Source organism: Nocardioides daejeonensis (assembly GCF_003194585.1).
In the GTDB taxonomy this organism is placed as follows: Bacteria; Actinomycetota; Actinomycetes; order Propionibacteriales; family Nocardioidaceae; genus Nocardioides; species Nocardioides daejeonensis.
On record NZ_QHKZ01000005.1, the window covers coordinates 381779 to 400061 of the forward strand.

Here is an 18283-nt window from a genome sequence, read left to right on the forward strand (position 1 = left end):
GGTGAAGCGGCACCCCCGGGAAAGGTGAGCCAAGTCACGTGTGCTAGGCGGAGGGCTCGCTCATTTTGTTCTCACGTTCACAAACTCCTACAGTGAGCGCGTCACGGAGGACTCGCCGCGCACTCCGGCGCCGGTGATTTGGGCACCGCCGTGGCGTGTCCGGAGACGAGAAGAGCGTGAACGCACCCACATCGGCCGAAGGCGGACCCATCGAGTCCACCCCCGTCGGGGACGTGACGGCCCGTGTCGCGGGACGCGAGATCCCGGAGGCCACCGTGGCCCGCCTGCCGGTCTACCTGCGGGCGCTGCACGCGATGCTCGAGCACGGCACGGTCACCTGCTCCAGCGAGGAGCTCGCGGTCGCCGCCGGCGTCAACAGCGCCAAGCTGCGCAAGGACCTCTCCTACCTCGGCTCCTACGGCACCCGAGGCGTCGGGTACGACGTCGACTACCTCCGGTACCAGATCGCCCGCGAGATCGGCGTCACCCAGGACTGGGCCGTGATCATCGTGGGGATCGGAAACCTGGGCCATGCCCTCGCCAACTACTCCGGCTTCCGCACCCGCGGGTTCCGGGTCGTCGCCCTGCTCGACGCCGACCCGGCGCTGCACGGGCGTCAGGTTGCCGGCCTGCCGGTGCGTCCCTTCGACGACCTGGAGACGGTGGTGCGCGACAGTGGCGTCGCCATCGGGGTGATCGCCACGCCTGCGCTCGCAGCGCAGGACGTCGCAGACCGGATGGTGGCGGCCGGCGTCACCAGCATCTTGAACTTCGCCCCCAGCGTGCTCTCGGTTCCTGCAGGTGTCGACGTACGCAAGGTCGACCTCTCGATCGAGCTGCAGATCCTGGCCTACCACGAGCAGCGCAAGGGGCCCCAGCCCGCCGACGACGCTGCGTCGCGACTCGCGGGGGAGGCGTCATGAGCGTCCTCGTCGTCGGGATCTCGCACCGCACCGCCAGCGTCGACGTGCTGGAGCAGGTCACCCTGGACGCCTCCGGAGTCGACAAGCTGGTGGCCGCGACCATCGGCACTGAGCACGTCGTCGAGGCAACCGTGCTCTCGACCTGCAACCGGCTCGAGGTCTACGCCGAGGTGGAGCGCTTCCACGGCACGGTCGAGACCCTCTCGCGCCTGGTCTGCGACCTCGGACCTGACGACCCGGTCGACCCCGCACTGCTGGGCAGCCTCTACGTGCACTACGGGGACGCAGCGGTCGCACACCTCTTCCACGTCGCCGCGGGCCTCGACTCAATGGTGATCGGTGAGGGGCAGATCCTCGGCCAGGCCCGCGAGGCGCTTCGGCTCGGTCAGGAGCACGGCAGCGTCGGCACGGCGCTCAACCTGCTCTTCCAGCAGGCCTTGCGGGTCGGCAAGCGCTCCCATGCGGAGACGGACATCGACCGGGCCGCACCCACGCTCGTCGGCGCGGCGCTCGATCTCACCGGTGACGTGGCCGGCCGTCGCGCGCTGGTCATCGGAGCCGGCGCGATGGCCTCCGTGGCCGTCGCCACGCTCGCCCGCCGCGAGGTCGCCTCGCTGACGGTCGTGAACCGGTCGCAGGGGAGCGCCGAGCGCCTCGCCAGCGAGTACGCCGCCGCCGTACGCCCGCTCGACGAGCTCGGTGCGGCACTGGCCGACGCCGACGTGGTGGTCTCGTGCACCGGCGCGACCGGGACCGTGCTCACGGCCGCCGAGGTCGCCGCCGCGCGGTCGGGTGCCGTGCAGCCGTTGACGGTGATCGACCTGGCGCTGCCGCGTGATGTCGAGGACGCTGTCGGAGAGCTGCCGGGAGTGCGGCTGGAGAACCTGCGCCGGCTCTCCGAGGAGCTGGCCGACACTGGCCCGGCCAAGGACGTCGCCGGCGCTCGGGCCATCGTGCGAGAAGAGGTCGAGGCGTTCCTGGCCGCGCGTCGGCAGGCGAGCGTCACCCCGACCGTCGTCGCGCTGCGCAGCATGGCCACCACCGTCGTCGATGCCGAGCTGGAGCGGGTGCTGAACCGGCTCCCCGAGCTGGATGAGCAGCAGCGCGGCGAGGTCGAGCAGGCCATCCGCCGGGTCGCCGACAAGCTGCTGCACCAGCCCACTACCCGGGTCAAGGAGCTGGCCGGCGAGGGCGGCGCCGTCTCCTACGCCGCTGCGCTCGCCGAGCTCTTCGCCCTGGATCCCGACGCCGTCGATGCGGTGACCCGACCTGGAGGTCGTTCATGACTCTGCGCCTGGGCACTCGTGCCTCCCTGCTCGCCACCACGCAGGCCGGGCACGTCGCCGACGACATCCGTGCCCGGATGGGCGTCGAGGTCGAGCTGGTGGAGATCACGACCGAGGGCGACGTCAACCGCGGTCCGCTCGCGCAGCTGGGCGGCACCGGCGTCTTCGTCTCCGCGCTTCGCGACGCCCTGCTCGACGGCCGGGTCGACCTCGCCGTGCATTCCCTCAAGGACATCCCGACCGAGCCGGCCGACGGCATCGTGCTGGCCGCCGTGCCGCCGCGGCAGGACCCGCGTGACGTGCTGGTCGCCCGCGACGGCCTGACCCTGGGCGAGCTGCCGACCGGCAGTGTGGTGGCGACCGGCTCGTTGCGGCGCGCGGCCCAACTGCGGGCGCTGGGGCTCGGGCTCGAGGTCGTCGGCCTGCGCGGCAACATCGACACCCGCCTCGGCAAGGTCACCTCCGGCGAGGCCGATGCGGTGGTGCTCGCCCGCGCCGGTCTGGCGCGCACCGACAAGCTCGGTCTCGTCACCGAGACGCTGGACCCGATCCAGATGCTGCCCGCCCCTGGGCAGGGTGCGCTTGCGGTCGAGTGTCGCAGCGACGACGAGGAGCTCACCGAGGCGTTGCAGAGCCATCTCGACGACGCGATCACCCGGGCGGCGGTGACTGCGGAACGGGCCGTGCTCCGCACCCTTGAGGCAGGGTGCTCGGCTCCGGTCGGCGCCCTGGCCGAAGTGGCTGAGGACGCCGACGGCGGCCTCGAGATCTGGCTGCGAGCCGTGGTGCTCGCCGAGGACGGATCCGTGGACATGCGCAGATCGGCGACGGGCCCCATCGCCGATGCTGCGGAGATAGGCACCCGGCTCGGGACCGGAATGCTTCACGAGGGCGCGGCAGAACTGATCGATTCACCAGGGAAAAGGCAGCACTGATGACTGGACGCACTTCCAAGACCACCGCGGACAGCACCCGGGCCAAGGGCTCGGTGGCTTTCGTCGGCAGTGGCCCCGGCGACCCGGACCTGCTCACCGTGCGCGCGGCGGCCCTGCTGCGTGAGGCTGACGTGGTGGTGACCGAGCTTCCCGAGCACGAGGCGCTGGTCCGCGGCCTGCTCGGACTTCCTGAGCCGGTGGCTTCCGAGGACGCCGAGGCGACGCCGGAGGTCGGCGGCCCCGAGTTCATCGACGGAGGCTTCGGTGAGGACGGCCAGCCGCTGACCCACGCCGCTCGCGCCAAGGTCGTGGTCAAGCAGGCCAAGCGCGGCCTCCGCGTGGTGCGGCTGATGAACGGCGACCCGTTCCTCTACGCCTCCGGCCCGGAGGAGGCCCAGGCGTGCGCGAAGGCGGGGCTGCCGTTCGAGATCGTCCCGGGCGTCTCCTCGGCGACCGCCGTGCCGGCGTACGCCGGGGTGCCGCTGACCACCAAGAACAACCGTGAGGTCGCCGTGGTGACCTGCGGCGACAAGGTGGACTGGCAGCAGTACGCCGACAACCGGACGCTGGTGCTGCTCTCCGCGGTCGGATCGATCGGCGACGTCGCGGCTGCGCTGATCGAGGCGGGGCGCCCGGCAGACACCCCGGTGGCGATGACGCAGACGGGCACCACCACCAACCAGCGCACCATCACCTCGACGCTGGAGCGGATCGGTGCCGACGCGCGCGCCGCGCGGATGTCGCCGCCGGCGATCACCGTCGTCGGTGACGTCGTCAACCTGCGCGAGACGCTGTCGTGGTTCGAGACCAAGCCGCTCTTCGGCTGGCGGGTGCTGGTGCCGCGCACCAAGGAGCAGGCTGCGTCCCTGACCAACGGCCTGCGCGCCTACGGTGCGGTGCCCGAGGAGGTGCCGACGATCTCTGTCGAGCCGCCCCGGAACCCGCAGCAGATGGACAAGGCCGTCCGCGGCCTGGTGGAGGGCCGCTACGAGTGGATCGCCTTCACCTCGGTCAACGCGGTGAAGGCGGTGCGCGAGAAGTTCGAGGAGTACGGCCTGGACGCGCGTGCCTTCTCTGGCCTCAAGATCGCAGCGGTCGGCGACAAGACCGCCGCCGCTATCGCCGACTGGGGACTCCGGGCGGACCTGGTGCCCACCGGCGAGCAGTCGGCTGCCGGGCTCCTGGCCGAGTGGCCGCCGTACGACGAGGTGCTGGACCCGATCAACCGGGTCTTCCTGCCGCGCGCCGACATCGCCACCGAGAACCTGGTCGCGGGTCTGATCGACCTCGGCTGGGAGTGTGACGACGTCACTGCCTACCGCACCGTGCGGGCGACGCCGCCGCCGGCGCCGACGCGCGACGCGATCAAGACCGGCAAGTTCGACGCCGTCGTCTTCACCTCCTCCTCGACGGTGCGCAACCTGGTCGGCATCGCGGGCAAGCCGCACGCCACCACCGTGATCGCCGCCATCGGCCCGGCCACGGCCAAGACCGCCGAGGAGCACGGCCTGCGGGTCGACGTGATGGCGTCGGCGCCGTCGGTCGAGGACCTGGTCGAGGCGCTCGCGGACTTCGGCGCTGCCCGCCGTGCCGCGCTCGTCGAGGCGGGGCAGCCGGTCACCAAGCCGTCGGACCGCAAGCCCTCCGCCCGCCGGAAGGCCACCTCCCGCTGACGTCGAGTTCGCGCGTATCGCGTGTTGAGTTCGCGCGTATCGCGTGTTGAGTTCGCGGGTATGACGCGTCGAGTGGTCAGTTCTGTAGGACTCCCGGGGCCTCGCCGACAGGTGGGCCCCGGGAACCCCACGTCGGTGAGCGATCACAATGGTGGGTATGGAACAGCCTGTGATCCGGCCCCGCCGTCTGCGCCGTACGCCGGCCCTGCGGCGGATGGTCAACGAGACGACCTTGCGACCGAGCCAGTTGGTGCTGCCGGTCTTCGTGCGCGAAGGGCTCACCGAGCCCAAGCCGATCAGCTCGATGCCCGGGGTCGTGCAGCACACCCGCGAGAGCCTGAGGCAGGCGGCCACCGAGGCGGCTGAGCTGGGCCTGGGCGGGATCATGCTCTTCGGGGTACCCGAGCTGCGCGACGAGCGCGGCAGCGGGGCGGTGGATCCCGAGGGGATCCTCAACGTGGCGCTCGCCGACGTCGCCGCCGAAGTGGGCGATGCCCTCCCCGTGATGGCCGACCTGTGCCTCGACGAGTTCACCTCGCACGGCCACTGCGGACTGCTGGACGCCTCCGGCGCCGTCGACAACGACGCCACCCTCGAGGTGTACGCCGAGATGGCCGTCGCGCAGGCCGCCGCCGGTGCCGCCGTGGTCGGGCCGTCGGGCATGATGGACGGGCAGGTGGCGGTGGTCCGCCAGGCGCTCGATGCTGCCGGTCACCAGGACGTGGTGATCCTGGCGTACTCCGCGAAGTACGCCTCCGCCTTCTACGGCCCGTTCCGGGAGGCGGTGGACTCGGCCCTGCTCGGCGACCGCCGTACCTATCAGCAAGACCCGGGCAACGCTCTCGAAGGCGTCCGGGAGGTGCTGCTCGACATCGAGGAGGGCGCCGACATCGTGATGGTGAAGCCGGCGCTGGCCTATCTTGATGTGATCCGGCGGGTCCGCGACGTCGTCGACGTCCCGGTGGCCGCCTACAACATCTCGGGGGAGTACGCGATGCTCGAAGCAGCGGCCGCCAACGGTTGGCTCGACCGGGAACCCGCGATCCTTGAGACGCTGACCTCCATCCGCCGCGCGGGTGCCGACGTGATCCTCACCTACTGGGCGAGCGAGGCGGCCCGTCTTCTCACCCGCTGACCTGTTCATCGCGCGGCATGACCCGCGCGATCGTCCCTAACAGATTCGTGGTCGAACGGGCCGGAGACCACGAATCTGTTAGGGACGATCACCTCGGGGCAGAAAGCAAGAGGCCCCGGAGCAGAACTCCGGGGCCTCTCGCTGTGCTAGGTGCGGTGACGCTGGATCACTTGCCGCCGTTGAGGAGGCTGAAGATCAGGTTGGTCACGGTGGAGAGGGGCTTGTTGACGATCAGCAGCTGGCAGGCCGGGCGCAGGAGCGCGTTGAGGCCGGTGAGCTGCTCGTTGCAGATCGTCTTGGCAAGCGCCTCGTTGACGATCGTCTCGACCGTCTCGATGCCGGGCTTGACGACGTCCTCCAGCGGCTTGGTGACGTCCTTCAGCGGGTTGGTCGGCAGGCTCGGGACGTTCGGCGTGCCCGGCGTCGTCGGGTTGTCCGAGTCGTCGGTGCCCGGGTCGGTCGGGGTCGTCGGAGTGCCCGGGTTGGAACCGTTGTTGGCGTTGTCGGCCGCCTTCGGCGGACGCGTCGCCACCTGGCTGCCCAGATTGGGCGAGGCCAGCGTGTAGTCCGGGGTGAAGCTGATCGCCGAGGTGGTGTTGTTGGGCACCGCGGAGTAGTCGCCGGAGAGGTAGGCGTCGCGGATCCGCAGCACCAGGTCGACGTACTTCTCGGAGTGGTTGTAACGGAAGACCGCGGCGCGCCGGCCCTCGTCGGTGCCGAGGTCGTCGGAGCCCGAGCAGAGGTAGACCGCCGACGCGAGCGCGGCGTCGTTGATGTTCTGCGGGTCGCGCACACCGTCACCGTCGGCGTCGACGCCGACAGCGGTCCAGGTGGACGGCACGAACTGCATCGGACCGACGGCACGGTCGTAGACCTGGTCGTTGTCGAACTGACCGGCGTCGGTGTCGCTGATCTTCTGGGTGTTGTTGCTGCCGTCGAGCGGGATCCCGTAGATGCCCGGACGCGAGACGCCGTCGGTGCCCAGGGTGTTGCCGCCGAAGCGACCGTGGTCGGACTCGACCCGACCGATCGCGCCGAGCAGCTGCCAGTCGATGTTGCACGACTTGTCGGCGGAGTTGATCACCGTCGCGGCCCGCTGGTAGGCGGCCAGAGCGGCCGCCGGGATGCCGTTGGTGGACGAGGTGTTGACGATGGAGGCTGCCTGCGACTCCGGAACCCCCAGGCCGATGCTGCCGGGACGGGAGTAGCTGGCCGGGTCCTCGAACGCCGTCGCCGGGACCGAGCCGCCGTCGGGGAGCGCCCCCCGGTCGTCGTCGGCGGTGATCGCGACGGCGGTGCCGCCGACGCCCACGAGGCTGGCCGTCCAGGCAGTGGACAGCAGCGCGAGCGGGACCAGCGCGACGGCCTTCTGGCCGCGGCCGAATCGTGTTGTGGTCATTGGTCTCCCCTGTGCGTGTGTCTTATTGCGCCCCGCTCCCTCAAGCACAGGCACATCGCTCAACGAATCGTGTCACACTGAGTTACGGATCACGAGGGTTTGGGCGAAATTGCCGCTCAGGACGTGGCGTGTCGGGTGGCGCTCTCGTGGGTGGGACGTCTGTCCGCCTCGCTCATGACGCGATCTGGCCCACTTTTTCCGCTGCCTCCGACCCGGCCCGATGTGCGCCCGTTTGGCAGGTCGGCGACAATGGCGCGGTGACCAGCTCGTCCCCGCGCGACCACGCGTCCCCCCAGGCGCGTCCCGCGCAGTCGCAGGCGCTCTTCGAGCGAGCGACCGCGGTGACTCCGGGCGGCGTCAACTCACCCGTCCGGGCGTTCAACGCCGTCGGTGGCACGCCTCGCTTCATCACCTCGGCCGACGGCGCCTGGCTGACCGACGCCGACGGCAACCGGTACGTCGACCTGATCTGCTCGTGGGGCCCGATGCTGCTCGGGCACAACCATCCCGAGGTGCGCGCCGCCGTCACCGAGGCGGTGAGTCGCGGGACGTCGTACGGCACCCCGACGGTGCCCGAGGTCGAGCTGGCCGAGGAACTCGTCGCCCGTACGTCGGTCGAACGGGTCCGCTTCGTCTCGTCGGGCACCGAGGCCACCATGTCGGCGATCCGGCTGGCCCGTGGCTTCACCGGACGCGACATGGTGGTGAAGTTCGCCGGCTGCTACCACGGTCACGTCGACGCGCTGCTCGTCTCCGCAGGCTCCGGCCTGGTCACCCTCGGCGTGCCCGGCACGCCCGGCGTGCCCGAGTCGGCCACCGCGTTGACCCTGGTGCTGCCCTACAACGACCGGGCCGCAGTGACCGCGGCCTTTGCCGAGCATGGCGACCGGATCGCCTGCCTCGTCACCGAGGCCGCCCCCGGCAACATGGGCGTGGTGCCGCCGGAGCCGGGGTTCAACGGCTTCCTCGCCGAGACCTGCCGGGCGCACGGAGCCCTCTTCCTCTCCGATGAGGTGATGACCGGCTTCCGGGCCTCGCGCCAGGGCCAGTGGGGCCTCGACGGCGCGGTCGAGGGCTGGACCCCCGACCTGGTCACCTTCGGCAAGGTGATGGGCGGTGGATTCCCGGCCGCTGCCTTCGGCGGTCGCGCCGACGTCATGGCCCATCTAGCGCCCGAGGGCGGCGTCTACCAGGCGGGCACGCTGTCGGGGAACCCGATCGCCACCACCGCCGGCCTGACCACCCTCCGGCTGGCGACCCCGGAGGTCTACGACCACCTGAACCGCGCCGGCGACGTCGTCAAGCAGGCGGTCGGCGAAGCCCTGACTGCCGCGGGCGTCCCGCACGTGGTGCAGAGCGCCGGCACGATGTTCTCGGTCTTCTTCGGTTGCGACCCGGTGCGCGACTTCGCGGGCGCCAACCGGCAGCACCTGCCGGCGTACGCCGCCTTCTTCCACGCCATGCTCGACGCCGGAGTGCACCTGCCGCCGTCGGCGTTCGAGGCGTGGTTCCTCTCGGCCGCTCACGACGACCAGGCTCTGCAGGCCGTCGTCGATGCCCTTCCTGCAGCCGCGACGGCGGCCGCCCAGACGCTCGACACCCACTCCTGAGGATCTCTGCATGCCCGATCAGACCACCGTCCATCTGCTGCGCCACGGCGAGGTGCACAACCCCCAGGGTGTGCTCTACGGGCGGATGCCCGGCTACCACCTCTCCGACCGGGGCCGGGAGATGGCCGAGGTGGTCGCCGACGCCATCGCCGACCGTGACGTCACGCACCTGCGCGTCTCCCCGTTGGAGCGTGCCCAGGAGACCGCGGCGCCGCTCGCGCGGGTCTTCGGTCTCGACATGACCACCGACGACCGGGTGATCGAGTCCGGCAACTGGTTCGAGGGCAAGCAGTTCGGCGCCGGCGATCACGCGCTGCGCAAGCCGTCGTCGTGGCTCAAGCTCTGGAACCCGCTGCGCCCCTCGTGGGGGGAGCCGTTCAAGGAGGTGGCTGCGCGCATGCTGGCCGCCGTGTACGACGCGCGGGACGTCGCCCGCGGTCACGAGGCGGTGATCGTCTCGCACCAGCTGCCCATCTGGATCACCCGGCTGGCGGTCGAGCGGCGCTCCTTCCTGCACGACCCGCGCAAGCGGCAGTGCAGCCTCTGCTCGCTGACCTCGCTGCACTTCGACGGCGACACCCTCACCTCGCTCTCGTACTCGGAGCCCGCCGGCCACCTGATCCCCGCCCGCGACAAGGCCGCACCCTTCTCCGCAGGCAACGCGCCCGAGGAGCACCGGCCCTGACATGACCGCCCGCCTTCGCGCCCGCCGTACCGGCCTCGTGCGCCCATCGCCCGCCCCCCGCGCCGTGCTGGTCGCGCTGCTGGCCGGTCTGCTGCTCACCGCCTGCAGCGGCCTGCAGGGGACCGAGGGCAAGGGCTACGTCTCCGGCGGCGGCACGGTCCGTGAGATCGACCCCGCCGACCGTGACGGCTCGATCTCCTTCACCGGCGAGGCGGTCGACGGCAGCAAGCTGTCGCTGCCCGAGCAGCGCGGCAAGGTCGTGGTGCTCAACGTCTGGGGGGCCTGGTGCGGTGAGTGCCACGTCGAGGCCGAGGACGTCGTCGCCGCTGCCCAGCGGACGCAGGGTGACGATGTCGCCTTCCTCGGCATCAACGTGCGCGACGCCAGCCGCGACAACGCCGCCAGCTACGAGCGCCAGTACGACGTCCCCTACCCGTCGTTCTACGACCCCACGGGCGAACTGCTGCTGGAGTTCCACGGCACCTTGAGCGCCAGCACGATCCCCAGCACCGTCGTCCTCGACCGCGAGGGACGCGTGGCCGCGAGCGTGCTCGGCATCGTGCCCACCGAGCAGACTCTGGTCTCGCTGATCGAGAAGGTCGTCGCCGAGGATGGCTGACTTCTTCAGCGAGTCGGTGCTCTCCGGCTCGCTCGTGGTGGCCCTGCCGATCGCGATCCTCGCCGGCCTGGTCTCCTTCTTCTCCCCGTGCGTGATCCCGCTGCTGCCGGGCTACCTCTCCTACGCGACCGGACTCTCGGGGGCCGACCTCGCCGACGCCAAGCGCGGCCGGATGCTGGCCGGCTCGATCCTCTTCGTGATCGGGTTCGGTTTCGTCTTCGTCTGCCTCGGTGCGTTGAGCGGCTACTTCGGCTCGCTCGGCTTCATGGTGCGCCAGCGCGAGCAGCTGCAGTTCTGGATGGGCCTGCTCGTGATCGTGCTGGGCCTGGCGTTCGCCGGCTTGGTGCCGTTCCTGCAGCGCGACGTCCGGATCCACAAGCTGCCGGCGGTCGGTCTCGCCGCGGCGCCGCTGATCGGCTTCCTCTTCGGGCTGGGCTGGACGCCCTGCGTCGGCCCGACCCTGGCGGCGATCATGACGCTGGGCATCAACGAGGCGACGGTGGCGCGGAGCGCGGTGCTGGCCGGTGCCTACGCGATCGGGCTCGGCCTCCCCTTCATCCTCGCCAGCCTCGCCTACCGGCGGGCGCTCGGCGCCTTCGCGTTCATCCGCCGCCACCAGGTCTGGGTGACCCGGTTCGGCGGTCTCATGATGGTGTTCGTCGGCCTGCTCCTGGTCACCGGCTGGTGGGCCTGGCTGGTCAACTGGGTCCAGGTGCACCTGGTCAGTGGATTCGTGGTGAGTGTGTGATGGCCGCCTCTGAACTCGGTTTCCTCGAGCTGCTCCGCTGGGCGTGGCGGCAGCTGACCTCCATGCGCACCGCCTTGGTGCTGCTCCTGCTGCTGGCGCTTGCGGCGATCCCCGGCTCCGTGATCCCGCAGTCCAACACCGACGCCTTCGCGGTGCAGCGCTGGCAGGACGAGCACCCCAAGCTGACGCCGATCTACGAGAAGCTCGAGCTCTTCTCGGTCTTCGACTCCGTCTGGTTCAGTGCGATCTACCTGCTCCTGGTCGTCTCGCTGGTCGGCTGCATCCTGCCGCGCACCCGCGTCTACTGGCGGGCCTTCCGGGCCAAGCCGCCGGCGGCGCCACGCAACCTGGCACGGTTGCCGCACCACGCGACGTACGAGACGACGGAGTCGGCCGACGAGCTGTTGGCCACTGCGGAGCGGGTGCTGCGCAAGCGTCGCTACCGGGTGGTGGTGGACGCGGAGGCCGGCACCGTCTCCGCGGAGAAGGGACATCTGCGCGAGGCGGGCAACCTGCTCTTCCACCTCGCCATCCTGGTCGTTCTCGGCGGCTTCGCCACCGGTTCGCTCTGGGGCTACCAGGGCGGCGTCGTCGTGGCGCAGGGAAGCGGCTTCTCCAACACGATCACGCAGTACGACGACTTCGTGCCGGGCTCGCTGCTCCAGGCCTCCGACCTGGAGCCCTTCCACTTCGAGTTCGACAAGTTCGACATCGAATGGCTGGAGAGCGGGCCGCGGCAGGGGATGGCCCAGAAGTTCGCCGCGCACCTGCGCTACACCGAGAAGCCGGGCGCCGAGGAGAAGAAGTACGCGCTGCGCGTCAACCATCCGCTGTCGATCGGTGGCACCGACCTCTTCCTCATCGGCCACGGCTACGCCCCGCACATCACGGTGCGCGACGCCAACGGAGACATCGCCGCGTCCGGCCCGGCGGTCTTCCTGCCCGAGGACCAGGCGTCGTTCCGCTCCTTCGGCGTGGTGAAGGCCTCGGCCGCCAAGCCGGAGCCGATCGGCTTGGAGGGGCTGCTCTTCCCGACCTTCCTGATGATCGACGGCACCCCGATGTCGATCTTCGGGGACGACCGCAACCCCTTCATCTCCATGCAGGCGTATGTCGGTGACCTCGGCTGGAGCAAGGGCTCGCAGTCGGTCTACGTGCTCGACAAGAGCGGCATGAAGCTGTTGGAGAAGCCGGACGGCGGCCTCTTCCGGGTCGACCTCTGCGCGGCCAAGATCAACGGCACCCCCAACACGAGCTGCAAGAACTCCACCGTCAAGCTGCCCGACGGCGCCGGCAGTGTGACCTTCGACGACATCACCCCATGGGTGCGGATCCAGATCAGCCGGACGCCCGGCAAGGGGATCGCCCTCGGCGGCGTGGTGCTCGCCCTGATCGGCCTGCTCGGCTCGCTCTTCATCCGGCCCCGTCGGGTCTGGGTGCGGGTACGCCGTCGGGATGATGCTGAGACGCTGGTCGAGGTCGGTGGCCTCGAACGCAGCAATGGTGGCGACGCCACCGACGAGATCGATGAGATCGTGACCCAGCTCAAGGGTCGCGGGACGGAGGATTCATGAGCAACGATGCTTGGGAGACCCTGAGCAACCAGTCGGTGACCGCGGCCGGGATCCTCTACTTCCTCGCCCTGCTCGCCCACTCGGCCCAGTGGGCGGCGCTGCGCAAGCTGCCCGCGGACGAGACGCCCGAGAGCGGCCAGGTGGCGACCTTCGGGCGCTTCGGCCTCCTGCTCACCGGCATCGCCTGCGCGGCGCACTTCGTCGCTCTCGTGGCCCGTGGCCTCGCCGCGGACCCGAACCGGGTGCCGTGGGGCAACATGTATGAGTTCACCCTCAGCGCCACCTTCATGGTGACCTTCGCCTACCTGGTGCTCTACCGGAAGTACAAGCTCTCCTGGCTCTCGCCGTGGGTCGTCGGCCTGGTCTTCGTGACGATGATGATCGCGGTGATCTGGCTCTACGAGCGGGTGGCGCCGCTCACCGAGGCGCTGAGCTCGCCCTGGCTGGTCATCCACGTCATCTCCGCGATCCTCGCCAGCGGCGTCTTCTTCCTCGGTGGGCTGGTCTCGATCCTCTTCCTGGTCAAGGCCCGCTCGGAGGCCCGCGAGCAGATGCAGGAGCGGGAGCTCGTGACCGCCGGCGGCGGCGCCCCGTTGGGCCCCGCCCCGCGCACCGGCATCCTGGCGCGGATCCCTTCGACGGACGCCCTCGACCGGCTCTCCTACCGCCTGCACGCCTTCGCCTTCCCGGTGTGGACGTTCGCGGTGCTCATCTCGGGTCCGATCTGGGCGCACTACGCCTGGTCGCGCTACTGGGGCTGGGATGCCAAGGAGGTGTGGGCCTTCATCACCTGGGTGGTGTACGCCGCCTACCTCCACGCGCGCGCCACCGCCGGCTGGAAGGGCCGCAACGCCGCGATCCTGGCCCTGGTCGGGCTCGCCACGCTGCTCTTCAACTTCATCGGCATCAACTACTTCTTCGGCGGCTCCTCGCAGCACTCCTACGCTGAGGCGCCCGCGGCGGTGGTGCAGGTCGACGCAGGCATCGGGGTGGGCGCGGCCCCGCTCGGCTGACCCTCCTGGCGAGTAGCGATGGCTCTGGCAGGTCTTCGCCTCCAAGGCCCAAGCGGTCGGTACGTCGGAAGGGCGGGTGCGGTTCCGGCCGACGGAAGTGGCGGCGCCGCGTGTCGGGAGCGTCTGGGAGAGTGGCGCACATGCGCGTCGGGATGACTCTGCCGGTGATGGAACCCGCCCTCGACAGGGCAGTGCTGGAGCGGTGGACCCGCTCCATCGACGAAGGCCCCTGGTCGTCGGTCTGCTTCGGCGAGCGGATCTGCTTCGACAATCCTGAGACCCTCACCTTGCTCGGTGCGGTCGGCGCCTGGACCCGGCGGGTCCGGGTCGTCACCACGGTCGTGGTGCCCCAGCTGCACGACCCTGTGCATCTCGCGAAGGCGCTTGCTACAGGTGACCTCCTCTGTGACGGCCGGCTGACCGTCGGCTTCGGCGTCGGCGGGCGCACCGAGGACTACCGCGCGGTCGGCGCCGACCCCGCCACGCGCACGATCGGCGAGATGGCCGAGCGCATCGGGGTGATGCGGCGGGTCTGGGCCGGCGAGGACGTCACCGGAGGCCGGCTCCCCGTCGGCCCGCCCCCGGTGCAGCCCGGCGGTCCCGAGCTGCTGATCGGCACCCTCGGCCCGAAGACGGTGCGGGCGGCTGCTGCCTGGGCCGACGGCCTGGCCGGGATGAGCCTCGACCTGGATCTCGCGCAGATGTCCGCACTCTTCGACCGTGCCCGCAGCGCCTGGGCGGAGGCGGCGCGGCCCGCTCCGCGACTGACCACGTCCTTCTGGTTCGCCCTGACGGAGACCGTCTCTGGCGCTGATCCGCGTCGCCAGGTCGGCGAGCACCTGCGGCGCTACATGAACTGGATGCCGACCGAGCTCGTCGACGGACTGGTGCCGGTCGCCGGGTTCGCCGGCCCCGTCGAGGAGCTCCGCGAGGTGCTCGACAGGATCGCCGAGCTCGGCACCGACGAGGTGCAGCTGGTGCCGACCTCAGCCGACCCTCGGCAGGTGGAGCTCGTCGCGGAGGTGCTGCGCTGAAGGCGCCGGCGGCCGGTGTGCGTGTGGAAGAAGGCCATGGCCTGCCGCGCGTTGCCCCAGCGCGCAGCGGACGCCTCGCTCGCGGTCGCCGAACCTGCTCCGACACGTGCTGAGAGACTTCCTCGGTGCGCAGTCTTCTCGGTCTGATCTTCTCCGGAGTGCTCCTCTACGTCGCCTTCGGGACCGGCTGGTCCGGTGACAGCCGCGCGGAGCGTCTCGACGACCTGAGGGAGTCCGGGGTGCGCGCCGCCGGCACGGTCACCGCCGTCGAGGAGGTCGAGCGCACCCAGCGCACCGGCGGCCGCCGCAGCAGGCGGAACGCCACCTACACCGTCACCTGCCCCGAGATCACCTATCGGGTGGCGGGGGAGAAGCACGTGCTCGTCGAGCGCTCCGACTGCGATCGCCTCGAGGTCGGCGACGAAGTGACCGTCCTCTACGAGGAGGGTGCGCCGTACAACGCGATGTTGGACAGCGACCGCCCCTACGAGGAGGCGAGGTCCTGGGACCGATCGACCTGGATCCTCGGCGGAGCAGGCGTGGTCTTCGGTCTTGGGTCGCTGCTCGGGATCGTGATGCGGGTCAGCGGGTGGCGCCAGCGCAGGTCCGGGGCGGTCGCAGCCGGCTGACCTGACCGGTCGGCCGGCTCACTCAGGTTGGTCGGGGTCCGCACGCCGCGGTCGTCGCCGGTTGAGGTCGCGGAGGAACTCGACGTCGTCGTCAGGAGCCAGCGGACGACTGGGGCGGCGGGGAGGACGCGGAAGGCGCGAGAAGCCACCGCCCGGCGTACGGCGGAACGGGTGGCCGCGGGTCTCGATCGTACGCACGATGAGATAGGTCACCACGCCGATGACCAGCAGCAGGAGCAGGAACTTCCCCACGTGCCCAGGATAGTCCGCGGGTGGGTAGGGGCGCAGCGCGCCCACACGCGCGCTGCCCACGGGGGCGGCTCTACAGTTGGTCGGGTGAAGGAGTTCGTTGTCTACACCCTGCTGCGCATCGGCCTGTTCGCCGGAGCCCTGGCCATCGTCGTCGGTATCTGGAGTCTCGTTGGCGACGAGGTGCCCATGCTCTGGGCGGTCGTCGTCGCCTTCCTGATCTCCGGGGTCGCGTCGCTGGTGCTGCTCAACCGGCAGCGCGAGCAGTTCGCGGCCCGTGTGGAGGAGCGGGCATCGCGGATCTCCGAGAAGATGGAGGCCCACAAGGCCAAGGAGGACACCGACTGATGTCCCTCCCGGTCCCGGAGCGCGACGGCACCTGTGTGCGAGCGAGTCGCGGCGACGATGCGGACCGGGCTTGGGTCCACGCGGCGATCGCCAAGGTCGAGGCCGACGCGAACCGGTCCGCCGACACCCATCTGCACGTCTTCCCGCTGCCTCCGGAGTGGGGGATCGACCTCTATCTCAAGGATGAGAGCGTCCACCCGACCGGATCCCTCAAGCACCGGCTGGCCCGCTCGCTCTTCCTCTACGCACTCTGCAACGGCTGGATCCACGAGGGCACCACGGTCATCGAGGCGTCGTCGGGCTCGACGGCCGTCTCCGAGGCCTACTTCGCCCGCCTTCTCGGCCTGCCCTTCGTCGCGGTGATGCCGCGGGGCACCTCGCCCGAGAAGATCGCGCTCATCGAGTTCCACGGCGGGCGTTGCCACCTCGTCGATGAGCCGTCGGCGATCTATGACGAGTCGCGCCGACTCGCTGCCCAGACCGGCGGCCACTATCTCGACCAGTTCACCTACGCCGAGCGGGCGACCGACTGGCGCGGCAACAACAACATCGCCGAGTCGATCTTCGAGCAGCTCGCGCGCGAGCCGCACCCCGTGCCGTCCTGGGTCGTCGTCGGCGCTGGCACCGGAGGCACGTCGGCGACCATCGGGCGCTACGTGCGCTACCGGCGCCTCGACACGCGCGTCTGCGTGGTCGACCCCGAAGGCTCTGCCTTCTTCCCGGGCTGGGTCTCCGGCGACTCTTCCGTCCGTGGCGCCGCGTCGCGGATCGAGGGGATCGGTCGCCCGCGGGTGGAACCGTCCTTCCTGCCCGGAGTGGTCGACCAGATGCTGCAGGTGCCGGATGCCGCGTCGGTCGCGGCTGCGCACTGGTGCTCCCGGCTCACCGGACGCTCCGTCGGGGGCTCGACCGGTACGGCCCTCTGGGGCGCCCTGCACCAGATCGCCGAGATGCGTGGCCGCGGCGAGACGGGATCGGTCGTCACGTTGATCTGCGATGGCGGCGAGCGCTATGCGCACACCTACTACGACGAGGCCTGGCTCGCTGCGCAAGGCCTCGACCCGAGCCCCTATCTGGCGATGTTGGATCGGTTCTTGGCCTCCGGCGTACTGGCCTGATCTCGCGAGACAGTATCGAAATTCGATAACAACGATTATCGTTGTTGCATGGGTGGAATCGGATCCGTCGAGCTGCTGGCACTTGCAGTTATCGCGGTGCTGGCGCTCGGTCTGGCAGCGCGCCGGGCGGCGCGTGCACCGCACGGCACATCGAACGGCGCGACAGATGGCGTGGCGGGCGGCATCGCGGGCGGTGCGACCGGCAAGGCGAGTGGCGTGGTGCGGACGACCTGGTGGGTCTGCCTGATCTACGGCGGGGTGGTGGTGCTCGGCACCCTGCTCGGGGTGCTCGGGGTGCTCGGCGGCGACACCGTCACCGTCGATGCGCAGATCGAGGAGTACTGGCCGGAGCTCCCGGCGGGGATGGAGGTCGACGACGGGCCTGGGCCGGGCAACCTGGTGCAGGGCTCGATGACGAGCGCCACTCTGGAGGTCGCGGGTGTGGAGACCTCGACACGTGTGCTGCTGGCCGCCGGGGAGGCGGTCTCGGGGCTCACCATCGTTGCCGTGGTCGTGGTGATCGCCCTGGCCTGCCGCAACATCGGTCGCGGTACGCCGTTCGCCCCCGTCCTGACCCGCTCCTGCGGCCTCGCTGCGGGCATGGTGGCCGCTGGATCGATGCTGGGCCAGCTGCTCACCGGGATCGGCGCCAACCGTGCGGCCGAGGTGGCCCTGGCATGGAGCTCCGCGTCCTGGTCCTGCCGCGGCAAGGGCTGCGCGGACGTCTCTCCCGATCGGTACCTGCCAACGTCGGTGTGGTCCCTGCACTTCGACCTGTGGCCGCTGGCCGTCGCGCTGGTGCTCGGCGTGGCAGCGGTGCTGCTGCGCAGTGGCACCGCCCTGCAGCGGGAGACGGACGGTCTGGTGTGAGCCCCGCCGAAGCCGACAGCACCGGCATCCACTGCCGCCTCGACGAACTGCTGGCCGAGCGCGACATGACGCTGACCGAGCTGAGCACCCGCGTCGGGGTCAGCGTGGTGAACCTGTCGGTCCTCAAGAACGACCGGGCCCGTGCCATCCGCTACTCCACCCTGGTGGCGATCTGCGAGGCCCTCGACTGCGAGGTGGGCGACCTGCTCGTCGTCGTACCGCGCCCCTGAAATAGGGGGATCGTCCCTAACAAATTCGTGGACAAAACGGACCGGTGACCACGAATCTGTTAGGGACGATCGAGGGGGCGAGCAGGTCAGACGGTATGACGTGACCGCCTCGGGGTGAGGGGGTTGCGGGCCGGGGCCTCGCCACGCATGTTCGTGGGTTACCGAGCAGGAGGCGCCTGCTCGGCCTGTCCACAGTCGTAGGAGG

At 70.4% G+C, this 18283-nt stretch carries 19 protein-coding genes; 17 read left to right on the forward strand and 2 right to left on the reverse strand.

Going from position 1 to position 18283, the window contains the following annotated elements; translation table 11 throughout:
- The first annotated feature begins 233 nt into the window (after positions 1–233).
- The 5 genes from DNK54_RS15380 to hemB all read left to right on the forward strand — a co-directional run bounded on the left by DNK54_RS15380 (position 234) and on the right by hemB (position 5952).
- The gene (locus tag DNK54_RS15380; RefSeq protein ID WP_110207914.1) at positions 234–923 is read left to right on the forward strand and encodes a redox-sensing transcriptional repressor Rex; all 690 of its coding nucleotides are present in this window, start codon (positions 234–236) and stop codon (positions 921–923) included.
- Positions 920–2209 (forward strand): glutamyl-tRNA reductase, encoded by a 1290-nt coding sequence (locus tag DNK54_RS15385; protein ID WP_110207858.1) that lies wholly within the window; start codon positions 920–922, stop codon positions 2207–2209. The genes DNK54_RS15380 and DNK54_RS15385 overlap by 4 nt, the downstream gene beginning before the upstream one ends.
- Positions 2206–3144: a hydroxymethylbilane synthase gene (gene hemC / locus DNK54_RS15390; protein ID WP_110207859.1), complete on the forward strand. Its 939-nt coding sequence runs from the start codon at positions 2206–2208 to the stop codon at positions 3142–3144. Before DNK54_RS15385 ends, hemC begins: the two co-directional genes overlap by 4 nt.
- On the forward strand, positions 3144–4817 hold the full coding sequence (locus tag DNK54_RS15395; protein ID WP_110207860.1) for a bifunctional uroporphyrinogen-III C-methyltransferase/uroporphyrinogen-III synthase: 1674 nt from the start codon (positions 3144–3146) through the stop codon (positions 4815–4817). Before hemC ends, DNK54_RS15395 begins: the two co-directional genes overlap by 1 nt.
- A 157-nt stretch (positions 4818–4974) precedes the next feature.
- Complete coding sequence (gene hemB / locus DNK54_RS15400; RefSeq protein WP_110207861.1) at positions 4975–5952, forward strand: porphobilinogen synthase; 978 nt, start codon at positions 4975–4977, stop codon at positions 5950–5952.
- A 166-nt stretch (positions 5953–6118) separates the two neighbouring features.
- Here hemB and DNK54_RS15405 read toward each other — a convergent pair whose 3' ends face one another.
- Positions 6119–7351, reverse strand: coding sequence for a lytic transglycosylase domain-containing protein (locus DNK54_RS15405; protein WP_110207862.1), 1233 nt, complete (start codon positions 7349–7351; stop codon positions 6119–6121).
- A 341-nt stretch (positions 7352–7692) separates the two neighbouring features.
- Here DNK54_RS15405 and hemL point away from each other — a divergent pair, with 341 nt between their 5' ends.
- The 8 genes from hemL to DNK54_RS15445 all read left to right on the forward strand — a co-directional run bounded on the left by hemL (position 7693) and on the right by DNK54_RS15445 (position 15263).
- Positions 7693–8961, forward strand: a complete 1269-nt coding sequence (hemL, locus tag DNK54_RS15410; RefSeq protein ID WP_239460126.1) for a glutamate-1-semialdehyde 2,1-aminomutase — start codon at positions 7693–7695, stop codon at positions 8959–8961.
- Between the two features lie 10 nt (positions 8962–8971).
- Positions 8972–9646: a histidine phosphatase family protein gene (locus DNK54_RS15415; protein WP_110207864.1), complete on the forward strand. Its 675-nt coding sequence runs from the start codon at positions 8972–8974 to the stop codon at positions 9644–9646.
- Position 9647: 1 nt separating this feature from the next.
- Positions 9648–10265 (forward strand): TlpA disulfide reductase family protein, encoded by a 618-nt coding sequence (locus DNK54_RS15420; protein ID WP_110207865.1) that lies wholly within the window; start codon positions 9648–9650, stop codon positions 10263–10265.
- Positions 10258–11013, forward strand: a complete 756-nt coding sequence (locus tag DNK54_RS15425; protein WP_110207866.1) for a cytochrome c biogenesis CcdA family protein — start codon at positions 10258–10260, stop codon at positions 11011–11013. The genes DNK54_RS15420 and DNK54_RS15425 overlap by 8 nt, the downstream gene beginning before the upstream one ends.
- Positions 11013–12587 carry a cytochrome c biogenesis protein ResB gene (gene resB, locus DNK54_RS15430; RefSeq protein WP_110207867.1) on the forward strand — a complete coding sequence of 525 codons (1575 nt, stop codon included), beginning with the start codon at positions 11013–11015 and terminating at the stop codon, positions 12585–12587. The genes DNK54_RS15425 and resB overlap by 1 nt, the downstream gene beginning before the upstream one ends.
- Positions 12584–13600, forward strand: a complete 1017-nt coding sequence (gene ccsB, locus DNK54_RS15435; RefSeq protein WP_110207868.1) for a c-type cytochrome biogenesis protein CcsB — start codon at positions 12584–12586, stop codon at positions 13598–13600. The genes resB and ccsB overlap by 4 nt, the downstream gene beginning before the upstream one ends.
- A 140-nt stretch (positions 13601–13740) precedes the next feature.
- Positions 13741–14634 carry an LLM class flavin-dependent oxidoreductase gene (locus tag DNK54_RS15440; RefSeq protein ID WP_204164623.1) on the forward strand — a complete coding sequence of 298 codons (894 nt, stop codon included), beginning with the start codon at positions 13741–13743 and terminating at the stop codon, positions 14632–14634.
- A gap of 125 nt (positions 14635–14759) precedes the next feature.
- Entirely contained in the window at positions 14760–15263 is a 504-nt protein-coding gene (locus tag DNK54_RS15445) for a DUF3592 domain-containing protein (RefSeq protein ID WP_110207869.1), read from the forward strand.
- A gap of 18 nt (positions 15264–15281) precedes the next feature.
- Here the strand turns inward: DNK54_RS15445 and DNK54_RS15450 are convergent, their stop codons facing one another.
- A complete protein-coding gene (locus tag DNK54_RS15450) occupies positions 15282–15515 on the reverse strand; it encodes a hypothetical protein (RefSeq protein WP_110207916.1) in 234 nt (77 codons plus the stop codon).
- Positions 15516–15599: 84 nt separating this feature from the next.
- Between DNK54_RS15450 and DNK54_RS15455 the strand changes: the two genes are divergently transcribed.
- The 4 genes from DNK54_RS15455 to DNK54_RS21550 are packed head-to-tail and all read left to right on the forward strand — an operon-like array spanning position 15600 to position 18078.
- Complete coding sequence (locus tag DNK54_RS15455; RefSeq protein ID WP_110207870.1) at positions 15600–15860, forward strand: DUF4229 domain-containing protein; 261 nt, start codon at positions 15600–15602, stop codon at positions 15858–15860.
- Positions 15860–16978, forward strand: coding sequence for an L-cysteine desulfhydrase Cds1 (cds1, locus tag DNK54_RS15460; protein WP_110207871.1), 1119 nt, complete (start codon positions 15860–15862; stop codon positions 16976–16978). The genes DNK54_RS15455 and cds1 overlap by 1 nt, the downstream gene beginning before the upstream one ends.
- 48 nt (positions 16979–17026) lie before the next feature.
- Positions 17027–17848 (forward strand): hypothetical protein, encoded by an 822-nt coding sequence (locus tag DNK54_RS21545; protein ID WP_110207872.1) that lies wholly within the window; start codon positions 17027–17029, stop codon positions 17846–17848.
- Positions 17845–18078 (forward strand): helix-turn-helix domain-containing protein, encoded by a 234-nt coding sequence (locus DNK54_RS21550; RefSeq protein WP_110207873.1) that lies wholly within the window; start codon positions 17845–17847, stop codon positions 18076–18078. Before DNK54_RS21545 ends, DNK54_RS21550 begins: the two co-directional genes overlap by 4 nt.
- The last annotated feature ends 205 nt before the right edge of the window (positions 18079–18283 follow it).

Coding starts and splice junctions, on each gene's coding strand:
- DNK54_RS15405 (WP_110207862.1), bottom strand. CDS start 7,351: ATGACCACAACACGATTCGGCCGCGGCCAGAAGGCCGTCGCGCTGGTC.
- DNK54_RS15440 (WP_204164623.1), top strand. CDS start 13,741: ATGCGCGTCGGGATGACTCTGCCGGTGATGGAACCCGCCCTCGACAGG.
- DNK54_RS15385 (WP_110207858.1), top strand. CDS start 920: ATGAGCGTCCTCGTCGTCGGGATCTCGCACCGCACCGCCAGCGTCGAC.
- resB (WP_110207867.1), top strand. CDS start 11,013: ATGGCCGCCTCTGAACTCGGTTTCCTCGAGCTGCTCCGCTGGGCGTGG.
- DNK54_RS15415 (WP_110207864.1), top strand. CDS start 8,972: ATGCCCGATCAGACCACCGTCCATCTGCTGCGCCACGGCGAGGTGCAC.
- hemB (WP_110207861.1), top strand. CDS start 4,975: ATGGAACAGCCTGTGATCCGGCCCCGCCGTCTGCGCCGTACGCCGGCC.
- DNK54_RS21545 (WP_110207872.1), top strand. CDS start 17,027: ATGGGTGGAATCGGATCCGTCGAGCTGCTGGCACTTGCAGTTATCGCG.
- DNK54_RS15420 (WP_110207865.1), top strand. CDS start 9,648: ATGACCGCCCGCCTTCGCGCCCGCCGTACCGGCCTCGTGCGCCCATCG.
- ccsB (WP_110207868.1), top strand. CDS start 12,584: ATGAGCAACGATGCTTGGGAGACCCTGAGCAACCAGTCGGTGACCGCG.
- cds1 (WP_110207871.1), top strand. CDS start 15,860: ATGTCCCTCCCGGTCCCGGAGCGCGACGGCACCTGTGTGCGAGCGAGT.
- DNK54_RS15395 (WP_110207860.1), top strand. CDS start 3,144: ATGACTGGACGCACTTCCAAGACCACCGCGGACAGCACCCGGGCCAAG.
- DNK54_RS15425 (WP_110207866.1), top strand. CDS start 10,258: ATGGCTGACTTCTTCAGCGAGTCGGTGCTCTCCGGCTCGCTCGTGGTG.
- hemC (WP_110207859.1), top strand. CDS start 2,206: ATGACTCTGCGCCTGGGCACTCGTGCCTCCCTGCTCGCCACCACGCAG.